This is a genomic window from Streptomyces canus, assembly GCF_030815415.1.
Taxonomy (GTDB): domain Bacteria; phylum Actinomycetota; class Actinomycetes; order Streptomycetales; family Streptomycetaceae; genus Streptomyces; species Streptomyces canus_F.
Genome location: NZ_JAUSWW010000001.1, coordinates 1,519,454 through 1,533,427, shown reverse-complemented (window position 1 = coordinate 1,533,427; position 13,974 = coordinate 1,519,454). Strand labels below are relative to the sequence as shown.

Genomic DNA, 13,974 nt, shown 5'->3' with positions numbered 1-13,974 from the left:
CCTGGAGGTCCCTGCCCGATGGCCCAGTCGGTGGGTATCAAGGACGTCGCCCGTGCCGCCGGAGTCTCGGTGGGCACGGTGTCGAACGTGATCAATCGTCCGGACTCCGTCGCCACCGAGACCCGGGCCCGGGTCCTGTCCGCGATCGACCGGCTCGGTTACGTCCGCAGCGAGTCCGCACGCCAACTGCGCGCGGGCCGCAGCCGGATCATGGGGCTGCTCGTCCTCGACATGGGCAACCCGTTCTTCGTGGACGTCGCGCGCGGCGCCGAACGGGCCGCCCGTGACGCCGGGCTCGGCGTGATGGTCTGCAACAGCGCGCAGAGCCCCGGCGAGGAGGCCGAGTACCTCTCGCTCTTCGCCGAACAGCGGGTCCGGGGCGTCCTGCTCACCCCCGCCGACGCGACCGGCCGCAACATCGAGAGCTTCCGGCGCCACGGCATCCCCTTCGTCCTCGTCGACCGCGTCGCCGAGGGGACCACGGAGTGCTCCGTCTCCGTCGACGACGTCGCGGGCGGCGCCCTCGCCGTACGCCATCTCATCGACGCCGGACACCGCTCCATCGCGTACGTCAGCGGCCCGCCCGGCTTCAACCAGGTCCGCGACCGTCGCACCGGCGCCCTCAACGCGCTCGCCGAGGCCGGCCTCGCCCCCGGCGTGCTGCGCGAACTGCCCACCGAACGCCTCGACGTCGCCGCGGGACGGGACGCCGGCGCCCGCCTCCTCGGCCTCGCCGACCGCCCCACCGCCGTCTTCTGCGCCAACGACCTGCTGGCCCTCGGTGTGCTCCAGGCGATGTACGCGGCCGGGATAAACGTCCCCGACGACCTCGCCATCGTCGGCTACGACGACATCGAGTTCGCCGCCGCCGCGGCCGTTCCCCTGACCTCGGTCCGCCAGCCCGCCGTCACCATGGGCGCCCTGGCCGCGGAACTGCTGCTGGAGGAGACGGAGACGGAGACCGTGACGCGCCGGCACGAACACCGGCGGGTGGTGCTCCAGCCCGAACTGGTCGTACGGCGCTCGAGTCTCTCCGCCCGCTGATCCACCGGTCCGTACGATTTCATGATCCCGGGGATCGGATATCGGACGGACATGTGCTGAACTGGGACGTGCCTGAAGTAGTCCGTCCGTCCCGGGAGCCCTGTTGACCGCGACCTACCGCCAGCCCGGCGTCGTCCTCACCGACCGCCGTTTCACCGTGCCGCTCGACCACAACGACCCCACGGGGGAGACGATCGAGCTCTACGCCCGTGAGGTGGTCGCCGGGGAGAAGGCGCAGCAGAACCTGCCGTGGCTGGTCTACCTCCAGGGCGGACCCGGCTTCGGCGCGAACCGCTTCGTCGGCAGGCCCGCCTGGCTGGGCCGTGCCCTCAAGGAGTTCCGTGTCCTGCTCCTGGACCAGCGCGGCACCGGCCACTCCACACCCGCCAACCGCCAGACGCTCCCGCTGCGCGGCGGCCCTGCCGAGCAGGCCGACTACCTCACGCACTTCCGCGCCGACTCGATCGTCCGCGACTGCGAGGCGATCCGCCCCCGGCTCACCGGCGGCGCCCCCTGGACCGTCCTCGGCCAGAGCTTCGGCGGCTTCTGCGCGGTGAACTACCTCTCCACCGCCCCCGAAGGCCTCGCCGCCGCGGTGATCACCGGTGGCCTGCCCTCCCTCGACGCCCACGCCGACGACGTCTACCGCGCCGCCCACCCGCGCATCGAGCGCAAGGTCGCCGCGCACTACGCCCGTTACCCGCAGGACGTCGAACGCGCCCGCCGTATCGCCGACCATCTCCTCCACCACGAGGTGACCCTGCCGAACGGCTACCGCCTCACCGTCGAGGCCTTCCAGTCCCTCGGCATCCTCCTCGGCGGCGGCGAGGGCAGCCACCGGCTGCACTTCCTCCTGGAAGAAGCCTTCGTCCGCACCCCGAACGGCCCGGCGCTCTCCGACGCCTTCCAGGAAGAGGTCCAGAGCCTCCTCTCGTACGCGGGCCACCCGCTCTACGCCCTCGTCCACGAGGCGACCTACGGCCAGGACGCCCGGCCCACGAACTGGTCGGCCGAGCGCGTGCGCACCGAGTTCCCGCAGTTCGACGCCGCCAAGGCGCTCGCGGGCGACGGACCGCTGCTGTTCACCGGCGAGTCCATTCACCCCTGGATGTTCGAGACCGACCCGGCGCTGCGCCCGCTGCGCGAGACCGCCGAACTCCTCGCCGCCCGCACCGACTGGACGCCGCTGTACGACAGTGCCCGGCTCGCCGCCAACGAGGTCCCGGTCGCCGCGGCCGTCTACCACGACGACATGTACGTCGACACCGCGCACTCCCTGGGCACCGCCCGCTCGATCCGCGGCCTGCGCACCTGGATCACCGACGAGTTCGAGCACGACGGCGTCCGGGCCGGCGGCCCCCGCGTCCTGGACCGGCTGCTGGCGCTCGCACGCGACGAGGCGTGACGCCGGGGGCGCGGATTAATCTCGGAGCATGACAGAGCCGACGCCCACTCAGCTTCTGCCCATGCCCGAGGACTGGGAGCGCGCCCTCGCGGTCGTGGCCCACCCGGACGACCTGGAGTACGGCTGCTCGGCCGCGATCGCCGCCTGGACCGACGGTGGCCGAGAGGTCGCCTACGTCCTCGCGACCCGCGGCGAGGCAGGCATCGACACCCTGGAGCCCGACAAGTGCGGTCCGCTGCGTGAGCGGGAGCAGCGGGCCAGTGCGGCGGTCGTCGGGGTGTCGACGGTGGAGTTCCTCGACCACAAGGACGGTGTGATCGAGTACGGCCCCGCCCTGCGCCGCGACATCGCCGCCGCGATCCGCCGCCACCGTCCGGAACTGCTGATCACCCTCAACCACCGCGACACCTGGGGCGGCGTCGCCTGGAACACCCCGGACCATGTCGCGGTGGGCCGCGCGACCCTGGACGCGGCCGCCGACGCCGGCAACCGCTGGATCTTCCCGGAGCTGCTGGAACAGGGACTGGAGCCGTGGAACGGCGTCCGCTGGGTGGCCGTCGCGGGTTCGTCGACCCCCACCCACGCGGCGGACGCGTCGGCCGGTCTGGAGCGCGCGGTGCGCTCACTGCTCGAACACCGCACGTACATCGAGGCGTTGACGAGCGAGGACCCGGAGACGTATGCCCGCGGCTTCCTGATGGGCAATGCCACGGCGACGGGGGAGCGGTTCGGCGGAAAGCCGGCCGTGACGTTCGAACTGTTCAGTCGGTAAGAGGCGAAGTCAGGCGGCCACGACCAGCGTCCCGACCGCACGCCGCGGGCTCACCACCCGGCCGTCCGGGAGGAGTTCACCGGTGTCGTCGAAGACGATCGTGCCGTTGCACAGCAGGTGCCAGCCCTGTTCCGGGTGGGACGACACGATGATCGCGGCGTGGTGGTTCGTGCTGTCGGCGGTGGGGCACGCGGGCTGGTGGCTGCACATGACGTCTCTCCACGGTTTTGGGCGGGTGGTTCTCCTGGTTCCGTCGGCCTGCTTCTCAGTGGTAGCCGACTTTGTTTTCTCTTGTATGTAGAGACCCCCACAGGGCGAGAAATTCATCGGTGAGGTTCGTTCCGTATGCTGGAAACATGCAAGATCACATAGTCGGCCCCGCCGACCTGCGCGGCGACTGTGCGAGCTGTTTCGGGCTGTGCTGCGTCGCCCTGCCCTTCACGGCGTCGAGGGACTTCGCCGTGGACAAGCCGGCCGGCACGCCCTGCTCGAACCTCCAGGACGACCACCGCTGCGGGATCCACGACCGGCTGCGGCAGAAGGGCTTCACCGGCTGTACGGTCTACGACTGCTTCGGCGCCGGACAGAAGGTCTCCCAGGTCACCTTCGGCGGCCGGGACTGGCGCACGGTCCCGCGCGAGGACGCCCGCCGCATGTTCGACCTGTTCCCGGTCGTCCGCCAGCTGCACGAGCTGCTCTGGTACCTCACCGAGGCCCTCACCCTGCCCGCCGCCCGCCCGGTCCACGCCGACCTGCGCCGCATGCTGGAGCGGACGGAGCAGCTCACGCTGCAACCCCCCGAGGAACTGGGCGCGTTGGACGTGGCCGCGCACCGTCAGCACGTCAACGTGCTCCTGCTGAGGACCAGCGAACTGGTCCGCGCGGTCACCCGCGGCAAGAAGAAGGACCGCCGGGGCGCCGACCTGATGGGCGCCCGCCTCAAGGGCGCCGACCTGCGCGGTGCCGACCTCCGTGGCGCCTACCTCATCGCCGCCGACCTCACCGGCGCCGATCTGCGCGGCGCGGACCTGATCGGTGCCGACCTGCGCGACACCGACCTCACGGACGCCGACCTGACCGACGCGTTCTTCCTGACCCAGCCGCAGCTGAACGCGGCCAGGGGCAGCGCGGGCACGAGGCTTCCCGGCTCAGTCACCCGCCCCGTGCACTGGGCACCGCGGCTCTGAGACCGGTGCCTCCTCGTCGGCCGCCGGCGCCGTCGCGGGGCGGGCCGTGGCGGAACCCTGCCGCCGCTTCAGCCGCAGCCGCAGCCCCTCCGGCATCAACGTCAGCCGCTCCGTCACCCGCAGCCGATAGTCCGGGTCGGCCCCCAGCTCGTACCGGCGCAGCAGCAGACCCAGCACCAACGTGGCCTCGTGCAGCGCGAACTGCCGGCCGATGCACGCCCGGGCGCCCGTGCCCCACGGCTTGAAGGCGTGCGGGGCCCGGGTCCGTACGGCCTTCGGGTCGAACCGGTCCGGGTCGAACCGCTCGGCGTCCGCACCCCACACCTCGGGATCGCGGTGCAGCATCGGCGTGAGGACCAGCGTCCACGCACCCCGCCGCATCGGATGCCGCCCGGCGAGCACCGTGTCCTCGAGCGCCTCGCGGGCGAAGGCGGGCGCCGTGGGCCACAGCCGCAGCGACTCGTCCAGCACCCGGCGTACGTAGCGCAGCTTGGCCACCTGGTCGTAGCCGGGGACGGCCGTGTCGCCCCACACGCGGTCCACCTCGGCACGCGCGCGTGCCGCGACGTCCGGGTGCCGGGAGAGGTAGTGCAGGGCGAAGGAGAGCGCACCCGAGGTGGTCTCGTGACCGGCCACCAGGAAGGTGATCACCTGGCGCCGGACGTTCTGCGCCGACAGCCGCTCCCCGGTCTCCGGATGGGCCGTCTCCAGCATCCGGTCCAGCAGGTCCCCGTCCCCGCCTCCGCTCGCCGTACGACGCTCCTGGACCAGTTCGTCGACCGTCCGGTTCAGATAGGCCATGTCGGCCTCGTTGCGCCGCGCCGCTTCCCGCAACAACCCCGGCCAGGGCACCGTGTTGAGTCGCTGCGCGTACGTCAGCGTGCCGACCATCGCCGTGATGAACGGATGCGGCCGGTCCCGCTCGAAGGAACCGAAGTCGTGCCCGAACCCGGTCCGGGCGATCGTCTCCAGCGTCAGCTTGGTCATGTCCCCGGGAACGTCCACCGCGCGGTCCGCAGCCGTCTCCCGGTCCCAGTGGTCGGTCAGCCGCTCGGCCACGGCCAGCATCATCGGGTGGTAGGCCGCCATCGCCTCACGGCTGAAGCCCGGTGCCAGCACATCGTGTGCCAGCTGCCAGTTCGGCTCGTGGTTGTACGCCGTGAACAGCCCGTCCCCGGCGACCGGCCGCAGATTGGCGATGCCGAGCCCCACGTGCTTGGCGAAGCGCGTCTCGTCGGCGAGGTCGGCCGCGAGTTCGGTGCCCCACACGAACACGAACTCCCGGTTGAAGGCCTTGCGCCGGTAGATCGGCCCCAGCATGCGGCCGAACTTGAGGGAGTCCTGCAACGGTGTGCTCCGGTTGGCGCCGAGTACGTCGCCGAGGAGGGGGAGGCGGCGCGGCGGGTGCGGGATGCGGTGCAGCTCGGGCCAGCCGTGCTCCGCGCTGCGGAACCCCCTGGGCGCAGCGGTCCCGGTCGTCGTCCTCGCCATGACGCCATCTCCCTTGAAGCACCGGCGGATCGAGCGTGTTGTACGTGAGTTCAATAGCGTGCTCAGTCTGATCCCGTTGTTGAACCGGCGTCAAGTAAAGTGCTGCCATGGCCGCCGAGCAGGGCGCACGCACACGCCGTCGCCTCAGCACCGAGGAGCGCCGTGAGGAGCTCCTCGCCGTCGGCGCGCGACTGTTCTCGGAGAGCCCGTACGACGAGGTGTGGATCGAGCGCGTCGCCGAGATCGCCGGGGTCTCGCGCGGGCTGCTGTACCACTACTTCCCGACCAAGCGGGACTTCTTCGCGGCGGTCGTCGAGCGGGAGAGCCTGCGGATGCTGCGGATGACCGCGGCCGTGCCCGGCGTCCCGGCGCGCGAACAACTGACGGCCGGACTCGACACGTTCCTGGAATACGTCGAGGCCCACGCGCACGGTTACCGTGCCTTCCACCGGGCCGACGCGGCCGGGGATCAGGCCGTGCGCAAGGTCTACCAGCGGGCACTCGCCGCGCAGGAGCGGCAGATCCTGGCCGCGCTGGCCGCGGACCCGGAGTTCGGTGCGGTCCTCGAGACGCGGCCCGACACCAGGCTCGCCGTGCGCGGCTGGCTGGCCTTCACCACCGCCGTCTGTCTGGAGTGGCTGAGGGGTTCGGACCTCTCGCGCGAACAGGTGCGGGACCTGTGCGCACGGGCCCTCTTGGGTGTCGTCGCGCCCTGACCGCACCCGCGTACGCGGAAAAGGACCCGCAAAGGTTCAGGTCGCCGGTTGGCGTACACCCCGCTCTCGGATAGGTTAGGCAAGGCTTACCTAAGAGGAGGTTCCGGGATGGGTGCTGGGATGGGTGAACACAGCTGGGCGGCCGCGCCCGCCGCGGCGGAGCGGGCGCGCTCGGTGCTCGACACCGCGTGGTCCTGCGCGGTGACCGCGGACGGCGGCCGAGAGGAGTTCGTCGGCGCGCACACCGTGACCGAGGACGGCCGGGTGCGGCTTCAGGTGCCGGAGGACAGTGCCCTGCTCGCGGCCGCGATCTGCGCGCCTCGCGGCGAGCCGTCCGCCGTGCTGGAGTTCGCCGACGTCTCGCCCGTCCCCGTGCGCAACCGTATCCGGGCCCGCCTCTGGCTCGCCGGCTGGTTCGTCCCCGAGGACGGCGACCTGGTGTTCCGGGCGACGCGGGTGGTGCTGCGCGAGCCGTCCGGTGCCGTGGTCGTCGACCTCGACGAGTTCGCCGCCGCCGCACCCGACCCCCTCGCCACGGCCGAGGCCCGGCTGCTGACCCACCTCGCCGACTGCCACTCCGACGCAGTCGAGCGGCTCACCCGGCTCGTCGAGCCCGACAGCCTGCACGGCGCGGTGAAGGTCCAGCCGATCGCCGTCGACCGGCACGGACTGACGCTGCGCATCGAGCGCACCCGCGCCCAGGGCGACGTACGCCTGCCGTTCCACCGTCCCGCCGACGACGTCGCGCAGCTCACCGAGCGGATGCACGTCCTGCTCACCCAGGCCGCCTCCGCCTCCTGCCCGCGCGCCCTACAGCGGCAGCGCACAGACGGCGACGGGTGACGCGAACGGCTTTCCCGCGAGCCGCAGTTCACCGTTGTCCTCGTCCACCCGGAACACGCTCACCGTGCTGGAGCGCTGGTTCGCCGCGAACAGCAGCGCTCCGTCCGGCGAGAAGGCGATCTGCCGCGGGAAGTCCCCGGACACCGGCACGGTGTCCAGCAGCCTGAGCCGGGCGCCGTCCGCCTCGACCGCGTAGCGCGTGAGGCTGTTGTGGCCCCGGTTGGCGAGATAGGCGTACGACCCGTTCGGCGTCACCAGGAGCTGTGCCGGGTAACTGGTGCCCGGCCCCGTCCCCGTGGACTGTGCCGCACCGATCGTGAGGCGTCCGGTCCTCGTGTCGTAGGCGCAGACGGCGACCGTGTTGTCGGCCTCGTTGGCCAGATAGGCGTACCGGCCCTCGGGGTGGAAGGTCAGATGGCGCGGTCCGGCGCCCGGCCGGGTGTGCGCCCGCGCGACCTCGGTGAGCTTCCCGGTCCGCTCGTCGAGCCGATAGGTGTAGACGGTGTCCGTGCCCAGGTCGACGGCGAGGACATGGCCGCCGTCGGGACTCGTCACGATCTGATGGGCATGCGGGCCGTCCTGGCCGGGCCCGGGCTCCGGGGCGGAATGGGTGACGAGGTCGGCGCGCTCGCCGATCGCCCCCGAAGCGTCGATCGGGTGCACCGCCACGCTGCCCGAGCCGTAGTTGGCGCTCAGCAGCCAGCGCCCGCCCGGATGCACCGACACATGACAGGGCGCACCGCCGCCCGTGCCCCGGCTGCCCAGCACCGTGCGGTCGGACAGCCGTACGGCGGTCACGGCCCCCTGCTCCCGCTCGTTCACCGCGTAGAGCGTGCGGCCGTCGGGATGCACGGCGAGATACGACGGGTCGCCGACACCGGTGAGCGGCCTGCCGACGGTCACCTCGCCCGTCGCCGGGTCGTAGGTGGCGAAGCCGATGCCGGTGCCGCCGCCCTCGACGGAGGTGTACGTGCCGAGGTGGAGGGGGCGGGGACCAGTCGGCGTCGGTGCGGCGCTGGGGGTGGCTGCCTCAGCAGTCCCGGGCGCCTTGGGCGCCGAGGCCGTGGCGGACGTCGTAGGCGCCGACGCAGCACGGCCCGGCGACTCGCCGCAGCCCGCCGCCGCGGCTCCCGTCCCCGCGAGGGCGGCGACGAATCGCCGCCTGCTCCAGTCGCCCCTGCCCATGCACGCACCTCGGATGGTCGGTTGCCTCAGCCGTCACCACCTTGACGTGGACCACCCCGCACGTGCAAACGGCTCTACCAGTCGCCGTCCTGCACCGGCGTGCCCGGCGCGTCCTTGAGCGGCAGCACCTGCGAAGGGTGCGGTGCCTGCCAGGGTTCGTGATCGTCGCCGAGCCAGTCGCCGACCGGCTTCACCCCCTCCAGGGTGTCCGCGGGGGCGAGATCCTCCGCGTCCTGGTCGTAGTAGTCGTACCAGGGCAGCCCCGCCTGCGTGTACGCCGAGCGGTCCACGGGCGACGGCGGGGGCTCCTCGCCGGTGATGCGACGCCACTGCGGAGGCGTCACCAGATGCACGAAGACCCGGCCGCCGGGCCGCTCGGCCCAGTCGGACACCGGACGGTCGTCCTTGTAGACCTCCTGGCGCATCGAACCGCCCACACCGAGACCCATACCGGCCGCGGCGGCCGGCGCCGGAGCGGCCATCATCTGCGGGGCGGCCCCGAAGGAGAGAGCGTGCATCGGCGCCCTGGTGGTGCGCTCCCGCTCCCGTGACGCGCGCCACCGCGCGAGCGGCTCGTCCTTGAGCGGGAACGACTGCAGCTGTACGCCGCCCCACACCTCCTCGCCGGTGACCTGCCCCTCGACGGTCGCACCCAGGCCGAGCGGCACCGCCACGAACTGCTTGACCGTCCCCGTGCCGGAGTTGATGCCGTCCAGCCACGGCTGCCGGGGCAGTACGACGTAGTTCTGCGGCTTGCGCGAGAGCCGGTCGCTCCACGGCTTGCCCGAGACCGCGCACACCTTGCCCGCCCCGACCTGGAGCGCGGCCGGCTCGGTGGTGCCGCCGAAGCTCAGCCACATCGCCTCGCGCAGATACACGGGCAGCATCACCCCGCCGCGCGCCCGCCATGCCTCGGGCACCCGGTCCGCGTGGTCGGCGACCCGGCGCAGCGGGAACTCCCCGAGCCCCGGTGGCAGCGGATGCGTGCCCGTCTCCGGCAGGCGCAGGGTGCGGATGAACCGCACCGCCACCCCGCCGGGCAGCCTCAGCGTGTTCCCGTCGATGCGTACGCCGGTCATCCTGCCCGCCCCCTTGGTCAGCCCTGGTGACTACGTCACCTAGAACGACGGGCGAGGGCGGGACGGTTCCTGCGCAGCCGCTCCTGAAGCCGGGTCAGCCGCGGCATCCGCTCGCGCTGCTCCTGGGAGGTGCGGTCCAGCTCCTCCAGGAGCCGGCGCGAGCGGTGCTCGGTGTCCAGCTCGTCGAGGATGCGGTTGACCTCCGTGAGTACGGCGCCGTGCAGCTGCCACTGCCGGGCGTCGCGCTGGACCTCTTCCAGGAGCAGCTGGGCGAGCTTGTCGCGGGTGGCCGCGGCGTGCCGGAGCTGGGAGGCGAGCCGCTCCTCCGCCGACTCGGCGCTACGGGAGACGTCGGTGGTGACCAGCACCGCGAAGCTCACCACGGCGTCGGCGATCTCCGACAGCAACTGCTCCACGGCGGCGCCCGCCTGCCGTGCGAACAGCCGCTCGGACTCACGTTCCTTGGCGAGGTCGGTCAGGGTGCGCGCGAGCACCCGCAGGACGACCGTGCAGATCTCCAGCGTGTCCAGACCGGTGCGCAGTACCACCCGGTGCAGCAGACCCTCGCGGACGCGCGGATTGAGCCGCAGACTGTCCTCGGCCTGCTTGAGGGCCGCGTCCACCTCGACGATGTCGTGGTCCAGGCGCCGCGCCTCGTGCAGCCGCTCGGTGGCGTGCTCGACCGGCGTACGGCCCGCGGCCTCCTCGCCCATGCTCAGCATCAACTGCCGCACCCGGCGGGCGAGTCCCTCGATCGACTCGCCCGCCTCGTCCACCCACACCGGCGGCGCGAACAGCAGATTGCAGCCGAGCCCGACGACCGCGCCGATCAGCGTCTCCAGCACCCGCGCCCACGCGGTGTCCCCGACGGTCGTGACGCCGAGGACCAGCATCGCGCTGATCGCCACCTCGGGCACGTACTCGTTGACCTTGACCAGATGCCCGACCCCGAGCGAGGCCAGGATCAGCAGGCCCAGGCTCCACCAGGTGAGCCCCACCAGCAGGCTGAAGGCGATGGCGACGAGGACACCGGCCACCACGGCGTTCACCCGGCGGACGCCGTTGGTGAGCGTCGCGTAGAGAGTCACCTGGACGACCAGCAGCGCGGTCAGGGGCGCCGTGAGCGGGGCGGCCTCGGGACTCAGGCGCAGCGCGATGACGTAGGCGATCGTCGCGGCGGCCGCCGACCGCAGCGTCTGTACGACCACCGGGTCCCTGCGTCGCTTCACGAAGCGCACCAGGGACGCCATCCACTCACGTACATCTCGCATCCTCAGGCTGTTCCTCTTCCACAATTGGCCGCGTTCACACATTGCGGACCGTAACTGTCCGCAACGACGCCTAGATTGTTCGTACAAACCCGCCGACACAAGTGGGGAGAGCAGTGATGACGGACACCCGGGACCCCGAGGTTCTCACGGAAGCGCACGACTACCTGCGCAAAGTGGTCGCGGACGTGCCGGAAACGGCGTGGGGAGCGCCGACGCCGTGCACCGAGTGGACGGCCCGGCAGGTTCTCAACCACGCCCGCATCGACCAGCAGGGCTATGGCCTCGCGATCACCGGTGGCCGTCCGGACTCCGACCCCTTCGCCCCGGCCGACGCACTCTCCGCGGACCCGTCGGCGGAGCTGGAGGAGGTGCTGCGCCTGGTGGCGGACGCGTACGCCGGGCTGCCCCCCGACGCGGACGAGGTGCCGACCCCGCTCGGACCGCTGCCGCTGCCGATGGCCGCCGCGGCGGCCGCGATGGACGCGGCCGTGCACGCCTGGGACATCGCGGTCGCGACCGGCCAGGACGCGCCGCTGACGGAGGAACTGGCCGAGGGGATCTGGCCGCTCGCGGAACGGCTCGTGGACCACCTCCGGGACTCCTACCGGGTGTTCGCACCCGCCCGGAAGGTCCCGGACGGCGCCGGCAGGGCCGACGCGCTGCTCGCCTTCCTCGGCCGCGATCCCCAGTGGCGGCCGGAGGGTCCGCGCACTCCGTGACGGAAGGGGGTCGCCTTCACCGGGTGGTGGCGGCCCGGCTGCGGGAGCGGTAACCGGAGACCTTCGCGAGGTTGCCGCAGCGGTCCATCGAGCACCAGCGGCGGCGCCGGGCCTGGGAGTCGTCGAGGAACAGCAGGGAACAGTCCGGGTTCCCGCACTCCTTGACCCGCTCGATCAGGGGCCCGCCCGCCAGCAGTACGGCGTCCCGGGCCACCGTCGACAGGGCGGCCCGTGCCGGATGCCGGGCCGTCCAGCGTGTCTCGCCGAACTGGGGTGCCAGGTCGGGCTTGGCCGCCGCGTCGTTGACCAGTGCGACATCGGCCGCCTCCGGCTCCCGCCCGGCCATCGCGGCTCGTACGAGCCGGTTGACGGCCTCGCGCAGCACGCGCGCGTCGGCGAGATCCCGCGCGGTGACATGCGCCGGCTCCTCGCCCACGGTCAGTTCCGCCTCCGTCAGCCAGCGGGCCAGCGCGGCGGGGTCCGGCAGCCGCTCCTTGGGCGTGGCGTGCCGCTTGCCGAGCGTGGCCACGAAGTCCAGACAGGGGCGGCCGCCGACGAACGGAAAGGCGAGCGCGGGGTCGGTGCTGGTCATGAGGGCGAGCTTACCTGCCGCACACGTCTCTTGACACCGCTTGAACAGGTGTCGCAGAGTGACACCTGTTCAAGCGGTGTCAGTCACGACGAGAGCGGGTGGGGTATGCGCGCGGTGCGGATCGAGGAGTTCGGCGGACCCGAGGTGTTGGTGGAGGCCGAGGTGCCGGATCCGGTGGCGGGCCCGGGGGAGGTGCTCGTGCGGGTCGCCGCGGCCGGTGTGAACCGGGCGGACGCCCTGCTGAGGGCCGGCGTCTACCACCGGGTCGGGCGGCCCCCGCTGATCCCGGGCGCCGAGGCGGCCGGTGTCGTCGCCGCGGTGGGGGAGGGGGTGAGCGACTTCGCGGTCGGGCAGCGGGTGGTCGCGCTGGACGGGGTGAAGTCACCCGGCTTCTACGCCGAGTTGGCGGCGGTGCCCGTCACTCAGGTGGTCGCCCTGCCGGACGGGGTGGAACTGACCGAGGCGGCGACGCTGCCCATCGCCTGGCTCTCCGCCTGGTACTGCGTACGGCATCTCGCCAAGGTCACCAAGGAGGACACCGTGGTGGTGAAGGCCGCCGCGAGCGGGGTGGGCACCGCGGCCGTGCAGATCGCCGCCGAGACCGGGGCCCGCGTCATCGCCCTCGCCGGGTCGGCGCAGAAGGCGGCCTGGGCGGGGGAGTTCGGCGCCCACACCACCCTCGACACCTCCGCCTACCCCGACGAGGCCGAGGTCGAGGAGGTGCTGCGGCTCACCGACGGGCGCGGCGCCGACGTCGTCCTCGACATCGTCGGCGGCGCCGCCTTCGCACGGAGCCTGCGCCAGGTCGGACACGGCGGCCGGGTCGTGGCGCTCGCCAACGTCGCCCTGGCGCCCAGCACCATCGACACCCGCGACTTCTACCCGAAGAACGTGGCCATCCTCGGCTTCCAGCTCACCAACCGCCAGCGCCACGGCTGGGACGCCCGCGCCGACCTGCGTGAACTGGCCGAGCGGGTCGCCGCCGGCGCCTATCGCGTACCGGTGGAGACCGTGCTGCCGCTCGCGCGGGCGCGCGCCGCCCACGAGCAGCTGGAGCGGCGCGGGAACCGGGGCAAGATCGTGCTCGCCGTGGACTGAGTCAGGAGTGGACCTTGTCGATGAAGGCGGACAGATTGCCCGTCGTGCGGGCGATCTGCTCCTCCAGCGTCAGACTCTCCTCGATCCGCAGGGTGCTCCGCGGGGCCTTCCTGCCGCGGACGTAGAGGGAACAGGCCAGGTCCGTGCACATGTACAGACCGACGGAATTGCCCTCCCGCCCGGCCGCACCCGCCTTGCGCGCCGTCATGAGAGAGACGCCGCCGCCCGGATGGGTCGTCAGGCACAGCGAACACATACTGCGGTGCAGGAAGCCCCGGTGTCCGGAGGTCAGGCGCAGCGTCAGCCCGACGAGGCGGCCGCCCCGCTCGGTGACCAGATAGCTGCGGTCGGGTGCCCCGGGATCTCGCCAGCCGAGGAAGTCGAGATCGTCCCAGGGGCGTTCGTCGAGATCGCGCGGCACGGCCACGCGCTTGGCCTCCCCCTTGGAACAGTTCACAAAAGAGTCGCGAATGTCGTGCTCGGTCAGTGATCTCATGGGGGAGCCTCCTGGGGGCGTCATGTTGTTGCCGAAACCTGAGGGTAAAAAAACTAGTACCCCTAGGTTCAGCCAG

General features: G+C 72.2%; 15 protein-coding genes. 8 read left to right on the top strand and 7 right to left on the bottom strand.

Features of this window, described 5'->3' with window-relative positions:
* The first annotated feature begins 18 nt into the window (after positions 1 to 18).
* The 3 genes from QF037_RS07190 to QF037_RS07180 all read left to right on the top strand — a co-directional run bounded on the left by QF037_RS07190 (position 19) and on the right by QF037_RS07180 (position 3,221).
* Entirely contained in the window at positions 19 to 1,044 is a 1,026-nt protein-coding gene (locus tag QF037_RS07190) for a LacI family DNA-binding transcriptional regulator (protein ID WP_307022975.1), read from the top strand.
* A 103-nt stretch (positions 1,045 to 1,147) separates the two neighbouring features.
* Complete coding sequence (locus QF037_RS07185; protein ID WP_307022973.1) at positions 1,148 to 2,449, top strand: alpha/beta fold hydrolase; 1,302 nt, start codon at positions 1,148 to 1,150, stop codon at positions 2,447 to 2,449.
* Between the two features lie 28 nt (positions 2,450 to 2,477).
* The gene (locus tag QF037_RS07180) at positions 2,478 to 3,221 is read left to right on the top strand and encodes a PIG-L deacetylase family protein (protein ID WP_307022971.1); all 744 of its coding nucleotides are present in this window, start codon (positions 2,478 to 2,480) and stop codon (positions 3,219 to 3,221) included.
* Between the two features lie 9 nt (positions 3,222 to 3,230).
* Here the strand turns inward: QF037_RS07180 and QF037_RS07175 are convergent, their stop codons facing one another.
* A complete protein-coding gene (locus QF037_RS07175; RefSeq protein ID WP_307022969.1) occupies positions 3,231 to 3,431 on the bottom strand; it encodes a DUF5999 family protein in 201 nt (66 codons plus the stop codon).
* A 146-nt stretch (positions 3,432 to 3,577) separates the two neighbouring features.
* On the opposite strand from QF037_RS07175, the gene QF037_RS07170 reads away from it, so the two are divergent.
* A complete protein-coding gene (locus tag QF037_RS07170; protein ID WP_307022967.1) occupies positions 3,578 to 4,408 on the top strand; it encodes a pentapeptide repeat-containing protein in 831 nt (276 codons plus the stop codon).
* Here QF037_RS07170 and QF037_RS07165 read toward each other — a convergent pair.
* Entirely contained in the window at positions 4,370 to 5,899 is a 1,530-nt protein-coding gene (locus QF037_RS07165; protein ID WP_307022965.1) for a cytochrome P450, read from the bottom strand. The two genes, QF037_RS07170 and QF037_RS07165, sit on opposite strands and share 39 nt — an antisense overlap.
* Before the next feature lie 107 nt (positions 5,900 to 6,006).
* Between QF037_RS07165 and QF037_RS07160 the strand changes: the two genes are divergently transcribed.
* The gene (locus QF037_RS07160; RefSeq protein ID WP_307022963.1) at positions 6,007 to 6,615 is read left to right on the top strand and encodes a TetR/AcrR family transcriptional regulator; all 609 of its coding nucleotides are present in this window, start codon (positions 6,007 to 6,009) and stop codon (positions 6,613 to 6,615) included.
* Between the two features lie 120 nt (positions 6,616 to 6,735).
* Positions 6,736 to 7,458, top strand: coding sequence for a DUF2470 domain-containing protein (locus tag QF037_RS07155; RefSeq protein ID WP_307037037.1), 723 nt, complete (start codon positions 6,736 to 6,738; stop codon positions 7,456 to 7,458).
* On the opposite strand, the gene QF037_RS07150 is transcribed toward QF037_RS07155, so the two are convergent.
* The 3 genes from QF037_RS07150 to QF037_RS07140 all read right to left on the bottom strand — a co-directional run bounded on the left by QF037_RS07150 (position 7,426) and on the right by QF037_RS07140 (position 10,993).
* On the bottom strand, positions 7,426 to 8,643 hold the full coding sequence (locus tag QF037_RS07150) for a lactonase family protein (RefSeq protein ID WP_307022961.1): 1,218 nt from the start codon (positions 8,641 to 8,643) through the stop codon (positions 7,426 to 7,428). The genes QF037_RS07155 and QF037_RS07150 overlap by 33 nt on opposite strands.
* A gap of 74 nt (positions 8,644 to 8,717) precedes the next feature.
* Positions 8,718 to 9,722: a hypothetical protein gene (locus QF037_RS07145; RefSeq protein WP_307022959.1), complete on the bottom strand. Its 1,005-nt coding sequence runs from the start codon at positions 9,720 to 9,722 to the stop codon at positions 8,718 to 8,720.
* Positions 9,723 to 9,757: 35 nt separating this feature from the next.
* Entirely contained in the window at positions 9,758 to 10,993 is a 1,236-nt protein-coding gene (locus QF037_RS07140; RefSeq protein WP_307022957.1) for an aromatic acid exporter family protein, read from the bottom strand.
* Positions 10,994 to 11,109: 116 nt separating this feature from the next.
* On the opposite strand from QF037_RS07140, the gene QF037_RS07135 reads away from it, so the two are divergent.
* Positions 11,110 to 11,712: a TIGR03086 family metal-binding protein gene (locus QF037_RS07135; protein ID WP_307022956.1), complete on the top strand. Its 603-nt coding sequence runs from the start codon at positions 11,110 to 11,112 to the stop codon at positions 11,710 to 11,712.
* A gap of 16 nt (positions 11,713 to 11,728) precedes the next feature.
* On the opposite strand, the gene QF037_RS07130 is transcribed toward QF037_RS07135, so the two are convergent.
* Complete coding sequence (locus QF037_RS07130; protein WP_307022954.1) at positions 11,729 to 12,304, bottom strand: CGNR zinc finger domain-containing protein; 576 nt, start codon at positions 12,302 to 12,304, stop codon at positions 11,729 to 11,731.
* A gap of 105 nt (positions 12,305 to 12,409) precedes the next feature.
* On the opposite strand from QF037_RS07130, the gene QF037_RS07125 reads away from it, so the two are divergent.
* Positions 12,410 to 13,402: a quinone oxidoreductase family protein gene (locus tag QF037_RS07125; RefSeq protein ID WP_307022951.1), complete on the top strand. Its 993-nt coding sequence runs from the start codon at positions 12,410 to 12,412 to the stop codon at positions 13,400 to 13,402.
* Position 13,403: 1 nt separating this feature from the next.
* Here the strand turns inward: QF037_RS07125 and QF037_RS07120 are convergent, their stop codons facing one another.
* A complete protein-coding gene (locus tag QF037_RS07120) occupies positions 13,404 to 13,898 on the bottom strand; it encodes an FBP domain-containing protein (protein WP_307022949.1) in 495 nt (164 codons plus the stop codon).
* Positions 13,899 to 13,974 lie beyond the last annotated feature (76 nt).